This window comes from Arthrobacter saudimassiliensis (assembly GCF_059090665.1).
In genome coordinates this window covers 809,711-830,305 of record NZ_JBNHFX010000002.1, presented here as the reverse complement: position 1 = coordinate 830,305, position 20,595 = coordinate 809,711, and the positions used below count along the sequence as shown (strand labels likewise).

17 protein-coding genes are annotated in these 20,595 nt (G+C 68.4%); 12 read left to right on the top strand and 5 right to left on the bottom strand.

The window, feature by feature from the left end:
* Window positions 1-137: 137 nt before the first annotated feature.
* Together AC5RV6_RS11020 and AC5RV6_RS11015 are read left to right on the top strand one after the other, a co-directional pair.
* Window positions 138-854: a phosphocholine cytidylyltransferase family protein gene (locus AC5RV6_RS11020; RefSeq protein ID WP_494007335.1), complete on the top strand. Its 717-nt coding sequence runs from the start codon at window positions 138-140 to the stop codon at window positions 852-854.
* Between the two features lie 50 nt (window positions 855-904).
* On the top strand, window positions 905-4,672 hold the full coding sequence (locus tag AC5RV6_RS11015) for a CDP-glycerol glycerophosphotransferase family protein (RefSeq protein WP_494007334.1): 3,768 nt from the start codon (window positions 905-907) through the stop codon (window positions 4,670-4,672).
* 22 nt (window positions 4,673-4,694) lie between these two features.
* Here AC5RV6_RS11015 and AC5RV6_RS11010 read toward each other — a convergent pair whose 3' ends face one another.
* Window positions 4,695-5,396, bottom strand: a complete 702-nt coding sequence (locus AC5RV6_RS11010) for an acyltransferase (RefSeq protein ID WP_494007333.1) — start codon at window positions 5,394-5,396, stop codon at window positions 4,695-4,697.
* Window positions 5,397-5,521: 125 nt separating this feature from the next.
* On the opposite strand from AC5RV6_RS11010, the gene AC5RV6_RS11005 reads away from it, so the two are divergent.
* On the top strand, window positions 5,522-7,018 hold the full coding sequence (locus AC5RV6_RS11005; protein WP_494007332.1) for a glycosyltransferase: 1,497 nt from the start codon (window positions 5,522-5,524) through the stop codon (window positions 7,016-7,018).
* Here the strand turns inward: AC5RV6_RS11005 and wecB are convergent.
* On the bottom strand, window positions 7,015-8,166 hold the full coding sequence (wecB, locus tag AC5RV6_RS11000; RefSeq protein WP_494007331.1) for a non-hydrolyzing UDP-N-acetylglucosamine 2-epimerase: 1,152 nt from the start codon (window positions 8,164-8,166) through the stop codon (window positions 7,015-7,017). The genes AC5RV6_RS11005 and wecB overlap by 4 nt on opposite strands.
* 308 nt (window positions 8,167-8,474) lie before the next feature.
* Here wecB and AC5RV6_RS10995 point away from each other — a divergent pair, with 308 nt between their 5' ends.
* From AC5RV6_RS10995 to rsmD, 3 genes are read left to right on the top strand one after another with little or no spacing between them, the layout of a single operon-like run.
* Window positions 8,475-9,434: a DAK2 domain-containing protein gene (locus AC5RV6_RS10995; RefSeq protein WP_494007409.1), complete on the top strand. Its 960-nt coding sequence runs from the start codon at window positions 8,475-8,477 to the stop codon at window positions 9,432-9,434.
* Window positions 9,424-11,646, top strand: a complete 2,223-nt coding sequence (locus AC5RV6_RS10990) for an ATP-dependent DNA helicase RecG (protein ID WP_494007330.1) — start codon at window positions 9,424-9,426, stop codon at window positions 11,644-11,646. The genes AC5RV6_RS10995 and AC5RV6_RS10990 overlap by 11 nt, the downstream gene beginning before the upstream one ends.
* Window positions 11,647-11,705: 59 nt before the next feature.
* Window positions 11,706-12,302: a 16S rRNA (guanine(966)-N(2))-methyltransferase RsmD gene (gene rsmD / locus AC5RV6_RS10985; RefSeq protein WP_494007329.1), complete on the top strand. Its 597-nt coding sequence runs from the start codon at window positions 11,706-11,708 to the stop codon at window positions 12,300-12,302.
* Between the two features lie 70 nt (window positions 12,303-12,372).
* Here the strand turns inward: rsmD and AC5RV6_RS10980 are convergent, their stop codons facing one another.
* Both AC5RV6_RS10980 and AC5RV6_RS10975 read right to left on the bottom strand, forming a co-directional pair.
* Window positions 12,373-13,185 carry a spermidine synthase gene (locus tag AC5RV6_RS10980; RefSeq protein ID WP_494007328.1) on the bottom strand — a complete coding sequence of 271 codons (813 nt, stop codon included), beginning with the start codon at window positions 13,183-13,185 and terminating at the stop codon, window positions 12,373-12,375.
* Window positions 13,182-14,423, bottom strand: a complete 1,242-nt coding sequence (locus AC5RV6_RS10975) for an aminotransferase class I/II-fold pyridoxal phosphate-dependent enzyme (RefSeq protein ID WP_494007327.1) — start codon at window positions 14,421-14,423, stop codon at window positions 13,182-13,184. Before AC5RV6_RS10975 ends, AC5RV6_RS10980 begins: the two co-directional genes overlap by 4 nt.
* A gap of 90 nt (window positions 14,424-14,513) precedes the next feature.
* On the opposite strand from AC5RV6_RS10975, the gene coaD reads away from it, so the two are divergent.
* Window positions 14,514-14,984, top strand: coding sequence for a pantetheine-phosphate adenylyltransferase (coaD, locus tag AC5RV6_RS10970; protein WP_494007326.1), 471 nt, complete (start codon window positions 14,514-14,516; stop codon window positions 14,982-14,984).
* Window positions 14,985-15,014: 30 nt separating this feature from the next.
* Here the strand turns inward: coaD and AC5RV6_RS10965 are convergent, their stop codons facing one another.
* Window positions 15,015-15,599 carry a YdcF family protein gene (locus tag AC5RV6_RS10965; protein ID WP_494007325.1) on the bottom strand — a complete coding sequence of 195 codons (585 nt, stop codon included), beginning with the start codon at window positions 15,597-15,599 and terminating at the stop codon, window positions 15,015-15,017.
* Between the two features lie 334 nt (window positions 15,600-15,933).
* Between AC5RV6_RS10965 and AC5RV6_RS10960 the strand changes: the two genes are divergently transcribed.
* The 5 genes from AC5RV6_RS10960 (at window position 15,934) to AC5RV6_RS10940 (ending at window position 20,541) form a co-directional block, all read left to right on the top strand.
* A complete protein-coding gene (locus tag AC5RV6_RS10960) occupies window positions 15,934-16,488 on the top strand; it encodes a YceD family protein (protein WP_494007408.1) in 555 nt (184 codons plus the stop codon).
* Window positions 16,489-16,490: 2 nt separating this feature from the next.
* Window positions 16,491-16,694 carry a 50S ribosomal protein L32 gene (gene rpmF, locus AC5RV6_RS10955; protein ID WP_146364453.1) on the top strand — a complete coding sequence of 68 codons (204 nt, stop codon included), beginning with the start codon at window positions 16,491-16,493 and terminating at the stop codon, window positions 16,692-16,694.
* Between the two features lie 69 nt (window positions 16,695-16,763).
* The gene (rnc, locus tag AC5RV6_RS10950) at window positions 16,764-17,534 is read left to right on the top strand and encodes a ribonuclease III (RefSeq protein ID WP_494007324.1); all 771 of its coding nucleotides are present in this window, start codon (window positions 16,764-16,766) and stop codon (window positions 17,532-17,534) included.
* A gap of 6 nt (window positions 17,535-17,540) precedes the next feature.
* Window positions 17,541-18,506: a bifunctional DNA-formamidopyrimidine glycosylase/DNA-(apurinic or apyrimidinic site) lyase gene (mutM, locus tag AC5RV6_RS10945; RefSeq protein ID WP_494007323.1), complete on the top strand. Its 966-nt coding sequence runs from the start codon at window positions 17,541-17,543 to the stop codon at window positions 18,504-18,506.
* Window positions 18,507-19,107: 601 nt separating this feature from the next.
* Complete coding sequence (locus AC5RV6_RS10940) at window positions 19,108-20,541, top strand: HNH endonuclease (protein ID WP_494007407.1); 1,434 nt, start codon at window positions 19,108-19,110, stop codon at window positions 20,539-20,541.
* The last annotated feature ends 54 nt before the right edge of the window (window positions 20,542-20,595 follow it).

Genomic DNA, 20,595 nt, shown 5'->3' with positions numbered 1-20,595 from the left:
GGCTGTCGTAAACGCGTATTTTTCCATTACTTGGCACGGGTGCAGGCCTGTACTGCGTGCGCTAGCATCCCCACTCTGCCGGGGAGCTCCGGTCCTGCTCACCAAAAATATCCGCCCTCGAGCGACAGGAACGCGACGTGACCGTTCAAGCAATAATTCTGGCTGCCGGCATGGGGACCCGGCTGGCCCGCCCGCACCCCAAGCCGCTCACCCGCCTCGACGACGGACGTAGCATCATGGCCCAGCAGGTTGAAAACCTCGAGTCGACCTTCGGCCCGAAGCTGCACCTCACCGTTGTGGTGGGCTACCAGCTGGAGCAGGTCATGGGGCATGTGCCCGACGCCTCCTTTGTCTACAACGAACACTACGACCGGACCAATACCTCCAAAAGCCTCCTGAAAGCCCTGCGGAACTCATCCGCGGGCGGGGTGCTGTGGATGAACGGCGATGTTGTCTTCGACCCGCGGATGCTGGGATATCTGCAGCGGTGGATCGATTCAGATGAGTCGTTTATCGCCGTTGACACGTCCTCCGTCTCCGACGAGGAAGTGAAATACACAGTCGGTGAGGACGGATTCATCCTGGAACTCTCCAAGCAGGTGCAGAACCCTCTGGGCGAAGCCGTGGGAATCAACTACGTGTCCTCCGCCGACAAGGCTGCCCTCATTGAACGCCTGGCCCAGGTGCATGACCAGGAGTATTTCGAGGGAGGCATCGAACTGGCCATCGCCGAAGACGGGGCGAGGTACCTGCCGGTGGATATCAGCAGCTTCTACGCAGTGGAAGTGGACTTCGCCGAAGATCTGGTGCGCGCCAACGAGGAAATGCTCGGGCGACGCCGGGTCAGCGCCTGATAGCCGCGGTCTCACATCACCATGCACGCTCGGGTCTCACGGGGGAATCAATGATCGGATGGCAGGCGCTGTACGCCCATGCCCGGAGGATGGAACGCCGGGAGGCGTGGTCCGCGGCAGCGGCAACCTACGAACGCCTCAGGCGGCTCGGGGAGGGGGACAACCCGCGGGTGGTCTTCCGCCTCGGCCACACCCTCTTCCGGGCCGGCCGCCTCGACGAAGCCGTGCCCGTGCTGGAGCATGCCACCCGGCTGGACCCTGCCCGGGCGGACTGGCAGTACCGCCTCGGATTCGTCCTCGAACGCCGCAAACGCTACGTCGAGGCGGCTGACAGGTACCGCCGGGCCCTGAGCCTGGCCGCCAATGAACGTTGGCGGCACCGGCTCGCCGCCTGCGAAGCCGCCCTTGCGAACGCCCGCCTCGAGCAGGCGCTCAAGGCCAAGGTACCGACCTGGCAGCTGATCGAGGTCCTTGAGGAAGGCTCGGCCGCCTGCGCCGGGGATCCGGACTGGGCCGCCCGCCTGGGCGATGCCCGGCTGCGGATGGGTCGCTGGAACGAGGCCGCCGAGGCCTACGCCCTGGCTTCCCGGCTTCTGCCGGACTCAGCCCGGCTGGCGTTCAGGGAAGGCTGGGCGCGGGAAGAAGGCGGCGACCGGGCGGGAGCGGAGCGCTGTTACCGGCGGGCCCTCGCCAACGAAGAGTCCGAGGAAATCCGGGCACTGGGCGTGGGCGCCTATTTCCAGGCGGCGGGCAGGTGGCGGCTCGCCGCAGAGCACTACGCCAGCCGGCAGGACAGTGCACCCCGCTCAGTGGAGCTCTGTTACCGGTTGGGCCTGGCACGCCAAAAGAGCTACGACTGGGCCGGCGCCGTCGAAGCCCTTGAGGCCGGTACCGCGGTCGATCCCTCCGCCGAGAGGCTGTACTGGCGGCTGGGGCTGTCATGGGAGCGGCTGGGGAACCCGGCCAGAGCCGAGGCCGCCTACTCACGCGCCCTGCACAGCCCCGGGGACGACCACGCCTACTGGAAGTACCGGCTCGGCTACGTCCTGCATCTGCAGGGCCGCCACCGCGAAGCCTGCATCGCTTTCCTCCTGTCCCGCAAGGACCCCGCCCCCGCCGCTGCGCACGACGGTACGGCTGCGGTCGCAGCGGCAGCCGCAGCCCGGAACGACACGAACCTCGAACAGGCACTGGAACGGAACCTTGCGGATGCGCAGGCAGCCCAGTCTGCGGATCTCTGTCACCGGGTCGGGCTGCGGGCCGAGGCGGCCGGATTTGCCCGGGTCGCGGCCGCCGCCTATGAGGCGGCGGTGGAACGGACGGAGCAGTACAACCCGGATCGGTGGTTCAGGCTGGGGCGGGCCTTGACGGGGCTGGGCAGGTATCGCGAAGCGTGCGCAGCGTTCCTGGAGACACGGCAGTTCAAGCGGCCCCACGGCGTCGATACCGTGCCGTACATGCGCCAAAAGCTGCATCGTCGGATCATGCCCTACACGGAGTACCTTGAGACGTTGGCGCTGCGGCGCGGCACGATCCTGTATGAAAGCGGCCACGGGGCGGTCGTGGGCGGCAACCCGCTGCATCTGTGCCGCGCCGTGCTGGCCGACGTCCGGTTCCACGGTTTCCGCCACGTCTGGGTGCTCAACAACCGTGAGCACATTCCCGCTGAGTTCGCCGGGCGGTCGGACTTTGTCTTCGTGGCCCGGGACAGCGATCTGTACCTGCGCTACCTGGCCAGCGCGGAGTACCTGGTCAACGACAACACCTTCCCGCCCTACTTCATCCGACGCGAGGGCCAGCAGTACCTCAACACCTGGCACGGCACGCCGCTGAAAACCCTGGGCCGGGACATCCGGGGAGGGGTGCTGGAGCATCGGAACGCCGCGCGGAACTTCCTGCACGCAACGCACATGATTGCCCCCAACCGGTTCACCGCGGACTGTCTGATCGACAGATACGACGTCGCGGGCCTGTTCGCGGGGAGGATCGCCCTGACGGGCTACCCGCGCATCGATGCCGTCATCGGCACGTCGGGGGAGGAAAAGGCCAGGCTGCGGCGGAGGCTCAACGTCCCGCCCGGGCGGAAAGTGGTTCTTTACGCCCCGACCTGGCGCGGGTCCCTGGCCAGCCGCGCCGTGGACGAGGAACGGCTTCGGCGTGACGTCGGCGCGCTGGCCGGGGGGAACTGGCATCTGCTGTACCGGGGTCACACGATGACAGGCCCGGGCGCGGGCACGGCCCTGCAGCGGCACGCCGTGCCCGCCGACATCGACACGAACGACCTGCTGGCCGTGGTGGACCTGCTGATCACCGACTACTCCAGCATCTTCTTCGACTTCATCCCCACGGGGCGCCCCATCATCCACTACGCCTATGATCTGGAGGACTACCGGGAACAGCGCGGGCTCTACTTTGACCTGGAGGAAATGCCGGGGACGGTGTGCCGGTCGCTCCCGGAGGTGCTGGAGGCGGTCAAGTCCCTGCTGGCGTCGGCGCAGCATGCCGTCCTGCCGATGGGCCATCTCGGGGCGCGGGAAAAGTTCTGCCCCCGGGAGGACGGGGCGGCCTCGCAGCGGGTGCTCGAGTTCTTCTTTTTCGGCAGCACTGCGGACGACCTGCCGAACCGGAGCGATAACCGCCGCAATGTGCTGATGTTTCAGGGCTCCTTCCTGCCAAACGGCATCACCACCTCCTACCTGAACCTGACCTCCCACCTCGACAGGGACGAGAACAACGTCTACGTGGTCGTGGACCCCGAAGCCCTGGCATCCCGCCCGGAAAGGCTGGAGAAGTTCGCCGGGAACCCGGACCATGTTCGGGTGCTGGGCCGGGTGGGAGCACACGTGCTGACGCCGGAGGAACGGTGGGTCATCGACAAGTTCAACTCCCAGCACGACGTGGACTCCGAGGAGATGTGGGCCGTGATCGACCGGGCCTTCGCCCGTGAGTTCCGCCGGGTTTTCGGCGCCGGCCGCTTTGATTCGGTGATCTGCTTCGAGGGGTACGCCAGGTTCTGGACGGCGCTGCTGGGCTGCGCGCCGCCCGGGAGCCGGAAAACGGTCTGGCTTCACAACGATATGCACCGGGAATGGCGGACCCGGTTCGAATACCTGGAAGGCAACTTCCGGCTGTACCGGCGGTTCGATGCCCTGGCCTCGGTCACCGAGAGTGTCGCCGAGGAGAATGCCCGCAGCCTCGCCGGCAGGTTCAGGCTGGACCCTGAATCCTTCACGTTCTGCAACAACCTCATCAATCCCGATGAGACCGTCCGGCTGGCAGAGGAGGCCCTGGATGCAGATATTGCCGCGTTTGCGGCGGCGGGTGGGCCCCTCTTCGTGACGGCCGGGCGCCTTTCCCCGGAAAAGGGACATGCCCGGCTGATCAAGGCATTCGCCGCAGTGAACGCGGAGCATCCGCAGACCAGGCTGGCGATCCTGGGCGACGGCCCGCTGCATCAGTCACTGACCGCGCTGGTCCGCCGGCTGGGGCTGACCGAAAAGGTCATGCTGGCAGGTCGCCGGGCAAATCCGTTTCCGGCCCTGAAACGGGCCGACTGCTTCGTCTTCTCATCCGAATACGAAGGGCAGGGCCTGGCCGTCCTCGAGGCGCTGATCCTGAGGCTGCCGGTGATCTCCACCGATGTGGTGGGGCCGCGCAGCGTGCTCAAGGACGGGTACGGACTCCTGGTGGAGGACGGGAGGGAAGGTCTCGCCGGCGGCATGCGCCGCTTCCTGGAAGGGACTATCCCGCAGGAGCCCTTCGATTATGAGGTCTACCAGAAGGACGCCCTGGCCCGGTTCGCGGCCGTGGCGCTGTAGAGGCGCAGCTAGGTTTACCGAGCTAGGCCGGGGTGTCAGCGGGCCGGGTCGGATTCCAGTAGGGCGACCGGGTGACCGTGGAGGCGTCCGGCTTGTAGAACGGACGTGCCCTGGACAGGTGCGGGCGTTCCCAGGCGATGTCGCGCCGGATGACGCGGGCCGGGGAACCTACGGCCACGCAGTTGTTGGGTACCGGGCCGGTAACCAGCGAGGCAAAGCCGATGACGCTGCCGTCGCCGACCTCGGCACCTCCGAGCAGCACCGCCCGCTTCGCCAGCCATACGTGGTTGCCCACCGAGATGTCCTTCGACCAGTTCACGCGTTTTCCCGATGCGATGTCGAAGATGGCATGTCCGTCATCAGCGCGCAGCTCGTTTTCGCTGGCCAGCATGACGTCGTCGCCGATGGTTACGGCAGTGCCCTCCACGGCGGAGATCACGCAGCTGTTGGTGGTCGTGACGTTTTCGCCGATGGACACCAGCGAGTCCTGACCGACCCGGATAAAGGCGGAAAAAGTTCCGAAACGGCTCCCGCCGAGGCGCAGCGTCCCGTTGTCGCAGTCAAAGGTCACATTCAGTTTTCCGGGGCGGATGTTTCCGGCGGCCTCGATCGTGTTGCCGGATCCACGGAAGTCTATATGTACTCCGGAAAGGTTCGGGCCGGAGTAGAGGATGCGGTTTCCGTTGTCATCCTTATACGTCGAGAGCGTATTCAGCTGCACCATGCGGGGATGATAGTCCCCGGGCGGGCGGCGGCCAACCGAAAAAGCTACGTGGAATATACGGCGAATCCGCCCCTAAAGTTCAGCCAGGTCCATCCCCGAAACAACGTCCACCCCAGGAGCACGGCATGGAGAACGGACACGTGTACGTGGCCATGATCGGAGTCCTTCCGGGCCGGCCCACAGGCTTGGCGATGTCCGTGCTGCGGCGGGCAGAGACCTTTGCCGAAGCGGGGATCAGCACCGAGATACTCGTCGACCACTTCTCCACCGACTACGACGACCAGACGCGGGAGCTGTTGGACCACAGGAGGATCGGCGGCGCGATTACGGTGCGCTACATGTTCCATGACCTTGCCGGGCAGCGGCTTTACCCTGCGGATGAGCCGTACGAGAGTCCCCTGGGCGGAGAAGGCTGGGTCTACCAGGCGATGGGCGGGCGTACCGATGCCCTGGCCGGCCGGTTCGAGGGACAGTATCGGCACCGCGTCCTGCTGCGGGGGGACCGCGTGGTGTTCATCGACCATCTTGACGACGGAGCCCATACGCGACGCATTTGGCACGATTCGCGGGGCCGCCCCTGCCGGATCGACATCATGGGCAGTACCGGCAAGCCGCAGGTGGTCCGCTACGTTGACCGGCGGGGCCGATGTTTCCTCGAGGAATCCCGTGATGAAGCAAGCCAGCGCATTCTGGGGCTGGAACTGTATCCACGCACGTCGGAGGGCTTTGAGTGCCGGAGCATGGTCGACGTTTTCCACTACTGGATGCGGTACTTTGTGCTGCCGGGCACGTCCGCTCCGACCATCATCTCCGAATACGGCAGCCGACGCGCAGCGCTGACGGCGCTTGAGCGCGAATTCGATGCCCGGGTGGTCTACACGGTCCACAACAACCACCTGTCGAAGCCGTATCGGTACGGCGCGCCCGTACGCCCGGAGATGGCGGACCTGTTCAACCACCTGGCCGACTGCCGGCACGTGGTGGTGCTGACGGAGGAGCAGCGACGGGACCTGTGGAAATCGCATGGCAGGCTTCCGTCGCTGCACACCATCCCGCACTACGTTCCGGCCGTCTCGCGCGATGCTCCCCGGGACGGCCTGAAAGTGGTCATGGTCGGAAGGTTCGAGGAGATCAAGGGGCAGCTGGCCGCGGTTCGGGCGTTCCGCCGGGTGGTTGACGCCGTGCCCGAGGCCAAGCTGGTCTTTTACGGCAGGGGCAGCTCCGAGCAGGCGATGGCCAAGGCAATCAGCGACCTGGGGCTCGCGGAATCCGTGAGCATCGCCGGTTTCGCCGCGGATGCGGAAACCGTTTTCCTCGGTGCGGCCATGTCCATAGTGGCCTCGGATTATGAGGGATTCTGCCTTTCCCTGGCGGAAAGCATGGCGGCAGGATGTGTCCCGGTCGCCTACGACATTAAATACGGCCCGAGGGAAATGGTGCAGAACGGCGTCAACGGCTTTCTCGTGGAACATGGAAACGAAACCGAGCTCGCGGATGCACTGATCCTGGGACTGTCGGACCCGGAGCTGACCCGGGAAATGTCGCTGGCCGCGCGGGCCATTCAGGACCGGTACTCAAAGGAACGGTTCATCGCCGACTGGAAAGCAGTTCTTTCCGGCTAGGCCCGCTGCGTCGTTCGGTCCTCAAGGCCCAGGAGCCGTTCGATGGCGGCAACGCTGGCCCGGGCCGCCGCCCCGACGCCGTAGGGATTGACCGCCGCCGCCATACGGCGGTAGCTGCCGCTGTCGCGGAGCAGGGCCTGGACTTCGGCGACGATCCGGGCTTCATCCGTTCCCACCAGCCTGGCGGTTCCGGCCTCCACGGCTTCGGGACGCTCGGTATTGTCCCTCATGACCAGGACGGGAACCCCCAGGCTGGGTGCTTCCTCCTGGATGCCGCCGGAATCCGTAAGGGCCAGGTAGGAAATGGACAGCAGACGGCAGAACTCCCCATAGGGCAGGGGGTCCGTAACCAGGACATTGGGGCTCTCCCGCACCGCCGGCAGCAGTGCCCCGCGAACGGCGGGATTGGCGTGGGCCGGCAGCACCACGGCGAGGTCAGGCTCCTCGGCCGCGAGCCGGGCAAGTGCCCGGCCGACTCCGCGCATGGCCTCTCCCTGGTTTTCCCTGCGGTGGGTGGTGACCAGCAGGATCTGCCGCCCCGAGGCCGCGAGGCGCTCCAGCGCGGGGTCGCGGAAGGGAACGTCCCGGGCAACGGTCCGGAACAGGGCGTCGATGACGGTGTTGCCCGTGACCACGATGTCTTCGGGACGGACGTTCTCGCGGATCAGGTTCCGCCGGCTGCCCTCGGTGGGCGCCAGGTGCAGAGACGCGATCGTGCTGATCAGTTTGCGGTTTCCCTCTTCAGGGAAGGGCGACCAGGGGTTGCCGCTGCGCAGGCCCGCCTCGACGTGGACGATCGGGATGCCCTGATGGAAGGCCGCCAACGCGGCGCCCAGAGACGTGGTTGTATCGCCCTGCACCAGCACCACGTCCGGCCTGTTAACGCTGAACAGCTTGTCCAGCCCGTCGAGGGTGCGGGTGAGGATGCCGTTGAGGCTCTGCCCGGGCTGGAAGATATTGAGATCGTGGTCCGGGACTATGCCGAACAGGTCGTTGACCTGGTCGAGCATGGCCCGGTGCTGGCCGGTGACGGTGACGAACGCTTCGACGGTCGTCCTGGACCGCAGTTCCTTAATGATCGGGGCCATTTTGATGGCCTCCGGCCTCGTCCCGTACACGGGCATCACAAGCGGTGGTGATTCCCCCATTGCGACTCCTCGGACTTGGCGCGCGCAGCTCACGGCGGCGCGGAATGCGGCTGAGTGTATGTCTGGTTGGCAGACATGACCACGAGTGATATTTGCGTGGTGGAGGCGCGGTTGCGAGTAAACCGGGCTTCCCGCCCGTCGTTCCGCCCGGCCCGTCGGCCCCGCAGGGACCTCGAACGGTGTCGGTGCCCTGCGGTAGGCTCAACACTGACAAATGGGCTGCGGGCAAGGGCGCCCGCCAGCCGGAAGGCAGGCCAGCATGGAACGGAACCGTTTTGCAGAATAAGATCACCGCCAACGCGCAAGCGCTGAAGCGATGGTTGAGCAACGCCGAAGTGTCCTTGGGCAACCACAGCGACCGCCTTAACGCCATCAACATCTTTCCGGTCGCGGACGGCGACACCGGCACCAACCTGTACCGCACCCTGTGTGCGGCCGCCGAAGCGGTCGAATCGCTCGAGACCACGGACATCGGCGAGCTGCTCGGCACCGCCGGGCGGGCCGCCATGGAGCAGGCCCGGGGCAACTCCGGCACCCTGCTGTCGGTCTTCCTCACCTCCATGTCGGAACCGCTGCAGGGGCACACCCGCCTGTCCGCTCCGCTGCTGGCCGAAGCCCTGCAGCGCGCGCAGCTGCGTTCCTGGTCCGTGCTCAGCGATCCCGTACCCGGCACCATGCTCTCCGTGCTCGAGGAAGCCGCCCACATAGTGTCCGAACAGGACGGCGCGAAGTCCGGCGACGACAGCAACGCCGCGCTCGCCGCCAGCCTGCGGGCCATGGTGACCGGGGCACTGGCCGCCGTCGTGCACACCGAGCAGCAGCTCGATGAACTTGCCGCCGCCCGCGTGGTGGACGCCGGCGGCGTGGGGTTCCTGCTGATCCTCGACGCGCTGCGTGCCGCGGCCCTCGGCGAGGAACTCCAGGAGGAGCTGCTCGACGGCCTGCACGGCTACGACGTGCAGGCACCGCACATCCACTCCACGCAGCCGCAGATGGAGGGGGTGGAGGTCATGTGCACCATCACCCTCAGCCCGCTCGACGCCGCCACCCTGCGCCTGCAGCTGGATGAACTCGGCGAGTCCGTGATCATGAGCGCCGTCGAGCCGGTGGGGGAGGGCTACCGCTGGCGGGTGCACGTGCACACCCCCGACGCCGGCTCCGCGCTGGACGCCCTGCGCAGTGTGGGCGAACCCACCAATGTGACCATCACCGAGCTGTCCGCCGACGGACACGAAACCCGGGAGATCCCCGAGACGCATGAAGTCTGACCTGCCCGCTGAACTCGATTTTCCGCTGGACCGCCGGCTGGGCAAGGCCTCGGCCGCGAAGCTGGAGAAGCAGCTGGGCCTCAAAACGGTGGGCGACCTGCTGCACCACTTTCCACGCCGCTATCTTGAACGCGGCGAGCTGACGCCGATCGCCGAGCTGCCCTACGACGAAGACGTCTCCCTGATCGCCCGCGTGCAGAGCGCGAACTCCCGCCGGATGCGCACCCGCAAGGGCATGCTCCTGGAAGTGGTGGTCACCGACGACACCGACGGCACGCTCGGCCGGCTGCACCTGAGCTTCTTCAACGGCTACACCGCGGAAAAGGACCTGCGGGTGGGCGTGCGCGCGCTGTTCTCCGGCAAGGTCGGGATGTACCGGGAGCAGCTGACCCTGACCAACCCCACCTACGTGGTCCTCGACGAAGACGCCGACCTCGACGAGGACATTGCCCGCCGGCCCATCCCGGTCTATCCCGCCACCGCCGCGCTGGCCAGCCCGAAGATCGCCGACGCCGTCGCCGTCCTGCTCGACGGGCTGCAGGGCGCGTCCCCGGCCGACCCGGTGCCGGAGCGGATCCGCCGCCGCGACGGGCTGCCCCGCATGGTCGAGGCCTTCGAGATGATCCACCGGCCCGCCGAGCTCTCCGACGCCTACCGCGCCCGCCACCGCTTCCGCTACCAGGAGGCCCTGGTGCTGCAGGCCGAGCTGGCCCGGCGTCGGGCGCTCACCGAGCTGGAGGACGCCACGGCCCGCCCGTCCCGGGAGGGCGGGCTGCTGGACCGGTTCGACGCCGACCTGCCGTTTACGCTCACCGCCGGACAGGCCGACGTCGGGCAGCAGATCAGCGCGGACCTGGCCCGCCCGCATCCGATGAACCGGCTGCTGCAGGGCGAGGTCGGTTCCGGAAAGACCCTGGTGGCGCTGCGGGCCATGCTCCAGGTGATCGACGCCGGCGGGCAGGCGGCCCTGCTCGCGCCCACCGAAGTCCTCGCCGCGCAGCATTACGCCTCCATCACCCGAACCCTCGGCCCGCTGGCCGAGGGCGGCCTGCTCGGCGGCGACGACGAAGGCACCCGCGTGCGGCTGCTTACCGGGTCCATGCCCACCGCCCAGCGGCGTGCGGCGATGCTGGATATTGCCAGCGGGGAGGCGGGGATCGTGGTGGGCACCCACGCGCTGTTGTCCGAGAACGTCCAGTTCGCCGACCTGGGCCTGGTGGTGGTCGACGAACAGCACCGGTTCGGCGTCGAGCAGCGTGACGTCCTGCGCAGCCGCGGCCGCAGCACCCCGCATCTGCTGGTCATGACCGCCACGCCCATTCCGCGCACCGTCGCCATGACCGTGTTCGGCGATCTGGAGGTCAGCACCCTTGCCGAGCTGCCCGCCGGGCGCGCGCCGATCAGCACGCATCTGGCCCCGCTGGCGGACCATCCGGGCTGGGAGGCGCGGATCTGGCAGCGGGCGCGCGAGGAGATCGACGCCGGGCGGCAGGTCTACGTGGTGTGCCCCAAGATCGGTGACCGGGACGAGGAGCCCGGCTCCGATCCGGGACTGCTGCCGGGAACGGCGGAGCCGGCCGGGGCAGGAGCCCAGCGTGAGCTGGCCTCCGTGGCTGCCGTCTATGAGCGGCTCTCGTCGCTGCCGGCACTGGCCGACACCCGGATCGGCATGCTGCACGGCAGGATGGAGCCGCAGGAAAAGGCCGCCGTCATGGAGGGCTTCAACCGCGGGACGGTGGACCTGCTGGTGGCCACCACCGTGATCGAGGTGGGTGTGGACGTCCCCAACGCCACCCTGATGGTGATCCTCGACGCCGACCGGTTCGGTATTTCCCAGCTGCACCAGCTGCGCGGCCGGGTGGGCCGGGGCGGGCTGCCCGGCACCTGCCTGCTGGTCACCGGGCTCGAGAACGGGCACCCGAGCCGGGAACGGCTCGATGCCGTCGCCTCCACCACTGACGGCTTCGAACTGTCGCGTCGGGACCTTGAGCTGCGCCGCGAGGGCGACATCCTCGGTGCCGCGCAGTCCGGCGGCCGCTCCACCCTGCGCCTGCTCCGTGCCGTGCAGGACGAGGCCCTGATCGCGCAGGCACGCGATGACGCCCAGCTGCTGATCCGCCAGGATCCGGAGCTGGCGGAGTTTCCTGCGCTGGCGGCAGCCATTTCGCGGTATCTGGATCCCGAGGCGCAGGCCTTCCTCGACCGGGGCTGATCGGTGTCCCGCGCCGGCAGCGGAAAGAAGCGTCCACCGCCGGCGGATAAGGTTGAACCATGAGCCGCATCATCGCCGGAGCCGCCGGCGGCACCACCCTCGCAGCCGTTCCCGGGGACAACACCCGCCCGACCACCGACCGCGTCAAGGAGGCCCTGTTTTCCCGCCTTGAGTCCTACGGGGTGCTCGACGGCGCGCGGGTGCTTGACCTGTATGCCGGCTCGGGAGCGCTCGGGTTGGAAAGCGCCAGCCGAGGCGCCGCAGCCGTGGACCTGGTGGAGGCGGCAGAAAAGGCCGCCGCCGTGTGCCGGCGCAACGCGGACCTCCTCAATGACAGGCTCGGCGCCCCGCGGGTCTCCGTCCACCGGGCCAAGGTGGAGACCTATCTGGCCCGCATCCCCGCGGGGATCACCTGGGACCTGGTGTTCCTTGACCCGCCGTACGGCGACGCCGAACCCGACCTTGGCACCGTCCTGGCACAGCTGGCCACGCACCTGGCTGACGGCGCCGTCGTCGTGGTCGAGCGTTCCGCACGCTCACCGGAACCGCAGTGGCCGGCGGGCCTGGAGCGGTTCGCGGACCGGAAGTACGGCGAGACCGTGCTCTGGTTTGCTGAACCGGCCGTCCCCGAAGAAGCCGCCGACAAACAGGCCTGAGCCCGGCCGCGTGCCCGAGTCAGACGGCCCGCACGCGCTCTCAGATCCAACCCGACGGGTACGTCGGGGGCTATTGGCCCGCGAAGCGGTCCAATTCCTCGCCCGTGAGCACCGCCGCCGGATGCGGCCCGGCGGCCAGCAGCGCACCGGTCCATTCCTCGGGCCAGCCCGTCGCCGCGGCGGCCAGGACGATGTTACCCGGGTAACGGCCGGAGAACATGCTGCGTTCGCCCAGCGCCGCGACGCCGGCGTCGGGCCGCGCTGATTCCACGGCTTCCTGCAGTGCCCGCACCTGGGCACGCGCGAACGCCAGCGGCGGATCGTCGCCGACGTTCACCAGCAGCACCCCGGACTCCGTCAGCAGCGAGAGCAGCTGCGCATAGTAGGTCGGCTCGGTCAGATGGCCCGGCGCGTCCGCACCCGCGAAGACATCGAGCACGACGGCGTCGAAGGACCCGCGAGCGTACCGCTCCAGTTCCTCCCGCGCATCGCCGATCACCGGCTCCAGCCGGGTGCCCTCCGGCAGCGGCAGATGCGCCAGGACGAAGTCCAGCAGCTCACGCTCCAGCTCCACCGCGTGCTGTTCCGACCCCGGGCGGGTGGCCTGCAGGTATCGGGCCAGAGTCAGGGCACCGGCACCCAGGTGCAGCGCCCGCAGCGGGCGGCCCGGGGGAGCGGCCAGGTCCAGCACGTTGCCGATCCGCCGCAGGTACTCGTAGAAGATCTCCTGCGGCCGGGCCAGATCCACATGCGACTGCTCCGCTCCGCCGATGCTCAGCACCCACGCGCCGTCGCTGTACCCGTCCGGATGGATCACCGCGTGGGCGCCGATGCCGCGCAGCAGCCTCGACGGGTGCTTTGCGTTGCCGCCGCTCCCGGTCACAGGGCGGCGCCCAGCTTGGCCAGCCGGTCGGCGGCTTCGGTGAGCACGTCCGTCTTCTTGCAGAAGGCGAACCGGAGCAGGGTCCGGGTGCGTTCGGCGCCGTCGTCATGGCAGAAGGGCGCGACCGGAATGGCCGCGACGCCGATCAGTTCCGGCAGGCGGCGGGCCAGGTCGGTGGCGTCGTCGAAGCCCAGCGGGGCGACGTCGGCCAGGACGAAGTAGGTCCCCTGCGGCCGGTACACGCCCAGCCCGGCCGCCCGCAGGCCCTCGCTGAGCAGGTCGCGCTTTGCACCCAGGACGGCGGCGGTACCGGTGAAGAACGACGTCGGCAGCGCCAGGGCCTGCGCGACGGCGATCTGGAAGGGGGTGCCGGAGGTGTAGCTGAGGTAGGACTTGACCGTGCGCACCGCGGCCACCAGTTCCGCGGGACCGGTCAGCCAGCCCACCTTCCACCCCGTCACCGAGAACGTCTTGCCGGCCGAGGAAATGGTCAGGGTCCGCTCCGCGGCGCCGTCGAGGGTCGCCACCGGTACATGGCGCGCCTCGAAGGTTAGGTGCTCATAGACCTCGTCGGTCACGATCACGGCCGAATGGCGGGCCGCCAGGTCGACGATGCGCTGCAGAAGGTCCGCGGGAAAGACGGTGCCGGTGGGGTTGTGCGGGTTGTTGATCAGTACCACGCGGGTACGGTCGCTGAAGGCGGCCGCCAGCTGCTCGTCGTCGGGCAGGAAATCCGGGGCGTGCAGCGGCACCGTGACGTGGTCGGCGCCGGTGAGGCCGATGACGGCGCCGTAGGAGTCGTAGAAGGGCTCGAAGGTGAGCACCTCGTCGCCGGGCCCGCACAGGGCCAGCAGGGCGGACGCGATGGCCTCGGTGGCTCCGGTGGAAACCATGATCTCCGTGGCCGGGTCCAGGCGCAGCCCGTAGAACCGCTCCTGGTGAGCGGCGACGGCCTCGCGGAGCACCGGCAGGCCCTGGCCCGGTGCGTACTGGTTGTGCCCGGAGGCGATGGCGTCGCGGGCCGCTTCCAGCACCGGCGCGGGCCCGTCCTCATCCGGGAAGCCCTGGCCCAGGTTGATGGCGCCGTGGCGGGCGGCGAGTCCGGTGATCTCCTCGAAGATGACGGTGCCGAGGGCTCCGCCCGGCCCCAGCAGGTTGGCGCCGGCGGCGGTGCGCTGCCAGGGCGCCGGAGCGGAGCCGGAAAGGGCCAGCGGAGTGTCTGCGTTCGAGTCGGTCATGTTCTCCAGTATTGCGTGCCGGCGCGCGGACGGCGCGGTTTGTCACGGCGGGCGGCTGGCGGTGACGGGCGGGCTTGGTAGATTCGTGGGATGCAACGTGCAGTGTGCCCCGGCTCATATGACCCCATCCACAACGGACACCTGGAGATCATCGCGCGGGCCGCGAACCTCTTCGACGAGGTGATCGTTGCCGTGTCGACGAACTACGCCAAGAAGTACCGGTTCACCGACGAGCAGCGCCTGGAGATGGTGAGCGAATCGGTGCGCGGGCTCGCCGGCGTGCGCGTGGTGCCCATGGGCGAGGGCCTGCTGGCCGATTTCTGCCGCGAACACGGCGCCAATGCCATCGTCAAGGGAATCCGTTCCACGCAGGACTACCAGTACGAGCTGCCGATGGCCATGATGAACCGCCACCTCACCGGCGTCGAAACCGTCTTCCTGCCGGCGGAGAGCGGCTACACGCACCTGTCCTCCACCCTGATCAAGGAAGTGGCCGGTCTGGGCGGCGATATTACGGAGTATGTGCCGCACGGTGTGCACAAGCGGCTGATGGGCGACTGACGGGGGAGGAGCGCCCGGGCGGCAGGCCGCTCAGATCGCGTTCGCGCATGCGGGGCGCAGCAGCGCCGCCGCCGTGCCCGCCGACTCCTCGACGAAGCGGGACAGCCACTGGCCCGGCCCCAGATCGGGCTCCGAAGCCGCCATGGTGATGTCCGCCCCGCTGCACTGCTCGAGGTTCGCCTGCGCCCGGACCAGGTGGTAGCGCGAGGTCACCACGATCAGCTCGTCCCACCCGTTCTCCGCGGCCAGCCGGGCGACGGCGCGCGCCTCACCGCGGGTGGTCATCGGGTCGGGGCTGAAGCAGACGACGCGGGGGTTGGTTCCGTGGTCGCATAGCACATCAGTCCGCTGGTTTCCGGGCGTGTCGGTGGTCGAGAGGACCAGGACCGGTGCGCGCCCCTCCCACCACAGCTGCCGGCCGACGTCGAGCCGTTCCTCCGCCGCGCCCGCCAGGACGACGACGGCGTCCGCGGACTCCGGAGGCTGGTCCGGGTGCGGAAAGCGGAACAGGTTGATCGAGGTGAACAGCCACAGAAACGCCACGCACATCAGTGCCGCGGCCGCGGAGAGCAGGCTGCGGCGCAGGCGGGGGGCGACAAAGGTGGAGCTGGGCACACCGCAACCTTAGGGCAGGAAACCGCTGCCGCCTGAACCGGGGAGCCGCACGGGTGGCCGTCGGGGTGTGCCCGCGCGCCGTCGTCGCCCGTCCGGAAGGGCGCCCCGCCGGAGGCGCCCGCGCCGTCGTCGCCCCCACGGGAGGCGCCCGGCTGTCTTCGCGGCAGGCCCGCGCTAGGATGGAGGTGGTATCCGGCCCGCAGGGCAGGGCCCGGACAGTCGGCGCAGCTGCCGGTTTGGGTCTGGGGGCCGACTCAGGCTAAGATGATATGTCGGTCTATGTTCTACAGGAGTTCTCATTAGCGTTCATTCGCGGACAAATCCGGGTTCGCCCCTGACGGTCAACGTCAAGGACCTCGGGCGCAGCCCGGGGACCATGCGAACCATGCAGGAACATGTGCCGGCACCGAAGGATTTCGGTGTGGTGCTGATCGGCGTCGACGAGGGTTCGGAAATTGATCTGGACCTGAGGCTCGAGGCCGTGCACGAAGGGATTTTGGTATCCGGAACCGTGGTCGCTCCCATCCGGGGCGAATGCGGACGGTGCCTGAAGCCCCTCGCGTATGACCAGGAAGTCGACGTGCAGGAACTCTTCTACTACGAGGACGCAGAGTCCTTCGAAGAGGAAGAGGAGCAGCGCCGGATCGAGCAGGATAGCATCGACCTTGAACCGGCACTGAGGGACGCAGTGGTAACCACCCTGCCGTTCCAGCCGGTGTGCCGGGAGGACTGCAGAGGCCTCTGCTCCGAATGCGGAGCCAGCCTTGAAGAGGATCCGGAGCACCACCATGAGGTCGTGGATCCTCGCTGGGCAGCCCTCGCCGGGCTGGCTGGCATGACCGCGGAAGCGGCAACAAGTACAGAGTCAGACGAGAGAGAAGAGAGTTAGTCGTGGCTGTTCCCAAGCGGAAGATGTCCCGCGCGAATACACGTGCCCGTCGGTCCCAGTGGAAGGCCACTGCGCCCAACCTGGTCAAGACCGTCGAGAACGGCCGCGTGACCTACAGCCTGCCGCATCAGGCCAAGGTTGTCACCGACTCGGCCGGTACCGCGCTGTTCCTTGAATACAAGGGACGCAAGGTCGCAGACGTCTAAGACCGGTGTCCGCCGGGCCTTCCCGGAGAAGGGCCGGCACTGCACCGCTTTTCAGGTCGAATCTCAAAAGTGAAGAACACTGAAGAGCTTACGAAGCGTCTCGGCGTCGACATCGACGCCGAGACGCTTCGTCTTGCGCTCACACATCGCTCCTACGCCTACGAACACGGCGGCATTCCCACGAACGAACGCCTCGAATTCCTGGGCGATTCCATTCTCGGCTTCTCCGTGACGGACGCGCTTTTCCGGGACCACCCGGACCTTTCCGAGGGCGAGCTCGCCAAGCGCCGCTCCGCCGTCGTCAGCACGCGTGCCCTCGCCGGGATCGCCCGCGACCTCGGGCTGGGCCAGTACATCCTCCTCGGCCAGGGGGAGAAGCTGACCAACGGCCGGGACAAGGCCTCGATCCTTGCCGACACCACGGAAGCCATCATCGGCGCCGTCTACCTGACCAACGGCATTGAAGCCGCCCGGGCCATGGTGATGCGCCTGATCGGCCCGCTGCTGGCCGACACCGAAGCCCTCGGCGCCGGTACCGACTGGAAGACCAGCATCCAGGAGATCGCCGCCGCCCGAAAGCTCGGCGACATCGAATACCAGGTGAGCGGTTCGGGGCCGGACCATGCCCGCAGCTTCGAAGCCGTCCTGGTGATCGGAGGCCGGCCCTACGGCAGCGGCACCGGCCATTCGAAGAAGGAAGCCGAGCAGGAGGCAGCAGCCGCGTCCTGGAAGCTGCTGCGCAGCGCCGAGGAACAGGCGGCCGCCCGGACCGATTCCGGCCTGGCCGACACCGTGCGCACTTCCGCAGCCGCACCGGCCTCGCAACCCGCCGAACGCTGAGCCTTCATGCCCGAACTGCCTGAAGTCGAGGTGGTGCGCCGCGGACTCGCCCGCTGGGTCCGCGGCCGCACCATCGAAACGGCGGAGGTGCTGGACGCCCGGTCCGTCCGCCGGCACCCCGCCGGCGCCGAGGACCTGCGCGCAAACCTGGAGGGCGCCGTCGTCCTCGATGCCGTGCGCCGCGGCAAGTTCCTGTGGATGCCGCTGCGCGGCGAGGGTGAGCAGCCGACGGCGCCGCCCACCCAGGCGCTTATGGCGCATCTGGGCATGAGCGGCCAGCTGCTGGTGGAGGACCCGCATCAGCCCGATGAGAAGCACCTGAAGGTTCGCCTGGTGCTCGGCGAGGCGCACGACGCCGACGGGACGCCGCTGCCTACGCAGCTGCGGTTCGTGGACCAGCGCATTTTCGGCGGCATGTTCCTTTCCCGGCTGGTGCCGACGGCCGACGGGCAGCCCGGCGGGCTCGCCGAAACGCCGCTGGCGCTGGTGCCGGAGGAAGCGGCGCACATTGCCCGGGATCCGCTGGACCCGGCCTTTTCCCGTGACGGCTTCCATGCCGCGCTGCGGCGGCGCAAGACGGGGCTGAAGCGGGCGTTGCTCGACCAGGGGATGGTCTCCGGGATCGGGAACATCTATGCGGATGAAGCGCTCTGGGCTGCCAAGCTGCACTATGCCCGCGCCACTGACACCATCCGCCGGCCCGAAACCGAACGCCTGCTGGACGCGGTGCAGGACGTCATGGCGCGTGCACTCGAAGCCGGCGGAACCAGTTTCGATTCGCTCTACGTCAACGTCAACGGTGCGTCCGGCTACTTTGCGCGGTCCCTCAACGCGTATGGGCGGGAGGCGCTGCCGTGCCCGCGCTGCGAGGAACGGGGACTGGCGACACTGATCCGGCGTGAGTCCTTTATGAACCGCTCCTCGTACACCTGCCCGGTGTGCCAGCCCCGGCCGCGGAACGGGCGCTGGTAGGGCGGGCGAGGCGTTGGTATGGCGGTCGCGAAACTGGCGCTCATAGAGCCCGTGGACAAGTTGTGCAGGACGGGTTTCAGCGCGTTGTGGAGGGGCGCGATTTTCGGCGAGTTGTGGAGGACGGGTACGACGCAGTGGAGCGGGTAGGCGGACGCCGCTGAGTGAGGTAACGCCCCCGCATCCCTAAACCTGCCTCCGGGGTGAACGCTGCCATAGACTCGAACACATGTTCGAATTGATTCTGCCTCAAAGGTACGATGGGCAGCCACCGCTGGATGTGGCCTCGGTGCCGCAGCAGGCTGCTCGGCCCGTCGCCGGGGAACCTGCGGGGATCAGCCAGGACATAGCCGACGGGAGCCCTCGGCAGGTTTTCGGGCGGGCAGGCTCCGCCCCTACCGAGCGGGGGCCTCTCCGAGCTGAACACATTCGGGAATGGAAACAGCTCCTGGCAGGAAGCAGCGAAGAATCGGTGTCGGCAGCGGCAATAGGACATGCGTCGGCGGCAGCAGCGCCGTCGCGACTGCCGTCGGGTGCCGCAACGGGGTCGCCGCCGGTATCCGCGTCGGCATCGAAAGAGCCTCACCTCGACGCCGACGCGGAGCTGATTGACCGTATTCGTGCTCTGGAGGAACTCAAAGCCGCCGCATCGGCCGAGCAGGCCCGCGCTGCTGCGGCGTTCGATATGTCCCAGCGCCGGAAACAGTCCTTGGCGGGCCTTCCCCGCGAACAGCAGGGTCGGGGCGTAGCGGCACAGATCGCGTTGGCCCGCCGGGAGTCACCCAGCCGGGGCGGCCGGCTGCTGGGCTTCGCCAAGGCACTCACGGCCGAGATGCCCTGTACGCTCAGCGCGCTGTCTGCCGGGCGGATCAGCGAGTGGCGGGCGACGCTGCTGGTGCGGGAAACCGCGTGCCTTAGCGTGGAGGACCGGCAGCGCGTTGACCAGGAGGTTGCCGGGGACCCGGAGGTGCTGGAACGGCTCGGTGATCGGCAGATTATCGGGCGGGCGAAGGCGGCCGCGTACCGGCTCGATCCCCAATCTGCCGTAAACCGTGCCGCGAAGGCGGCTGCCGACAGGTTCGTGTCCTGCCGGCCGGCGCCGGACACCATGACCTACCTGACCGGGCTGCTGCCCGTCGCCCAGGGGGTGGGTGTGTACGCAGCGCTGAGCAGGGAAGCGGACCGGCTCCGCGCTGCCGGTGACCCCCGGGGGCGCGGACAGATCATGGCGGACACCCTCGTCGAACGCGTTACCGGGCTGGCCGACGCCGGCCACGCACGCGTGGAGGTGCAGTTGGTCATGACGGACAGGACCCTGCTCGCCGGCGATGCCGAGCCCGCGCTGGTCCCCGGGTACGGACCCGTCCCTGCCCAATGGGCAAGGGACCTGGTGCGCTCACAGCGGACCGGCAGCCGGGGCGCGAAGCCGCGGAACAACGGCAGCTCTCCGGCCGGCAGCCGGGGCGCGGAGCCGCGGAACAACGGCAGCGCTCCGGCCGGCAGCCGGGGCGCGGAGCCGCGGAACAACGGCAGCTCTCCGGCCGGCAGCCGGGGCGCGGAGCCGCGGAACAACGGCAGCTCTCCGGCCGGCAGCCGTGACCGAGAGGCTACGAACGGAGCTCGCATCCTCGATGACGTCCGGGGCGGTGGCGGTGCTGAGGAACGATGGATACGCCGGCTGTTCGCCTCTCCGCGTACCGGAGAGCTGGTCGCCATGGATTCTCGGGCGCGGCTCTTTCCATCCTCGCTGGCCCGTTTCATCGCGGTAAGGGACCAGGTCTGCCGGATGCCGTGGTGTGGGGCACCCATCCGGCACATAGACCACGTCCGGCCCCACAGCCGTGGCGGACCGACAACCGCAGCCAACGGGCAGGGACTGTGCGAGGCCTGCAATCAGGCGAAGGAAGCTCCCGGTTGGAGCAGCGACCCAACAGGACCAGGGGATTCCGAAGTGGAGACAGTCACTCCCACCGGGCATCGGTACCGATCAACGGCGCCGCCGCTGCCCGGAACACGGCAACCGCCCGGGATGACATGAGCCCGAGACATGAGCAGGGAACCGCCGGGCCGAGCGCAGCCAGCCTGCAGTGTC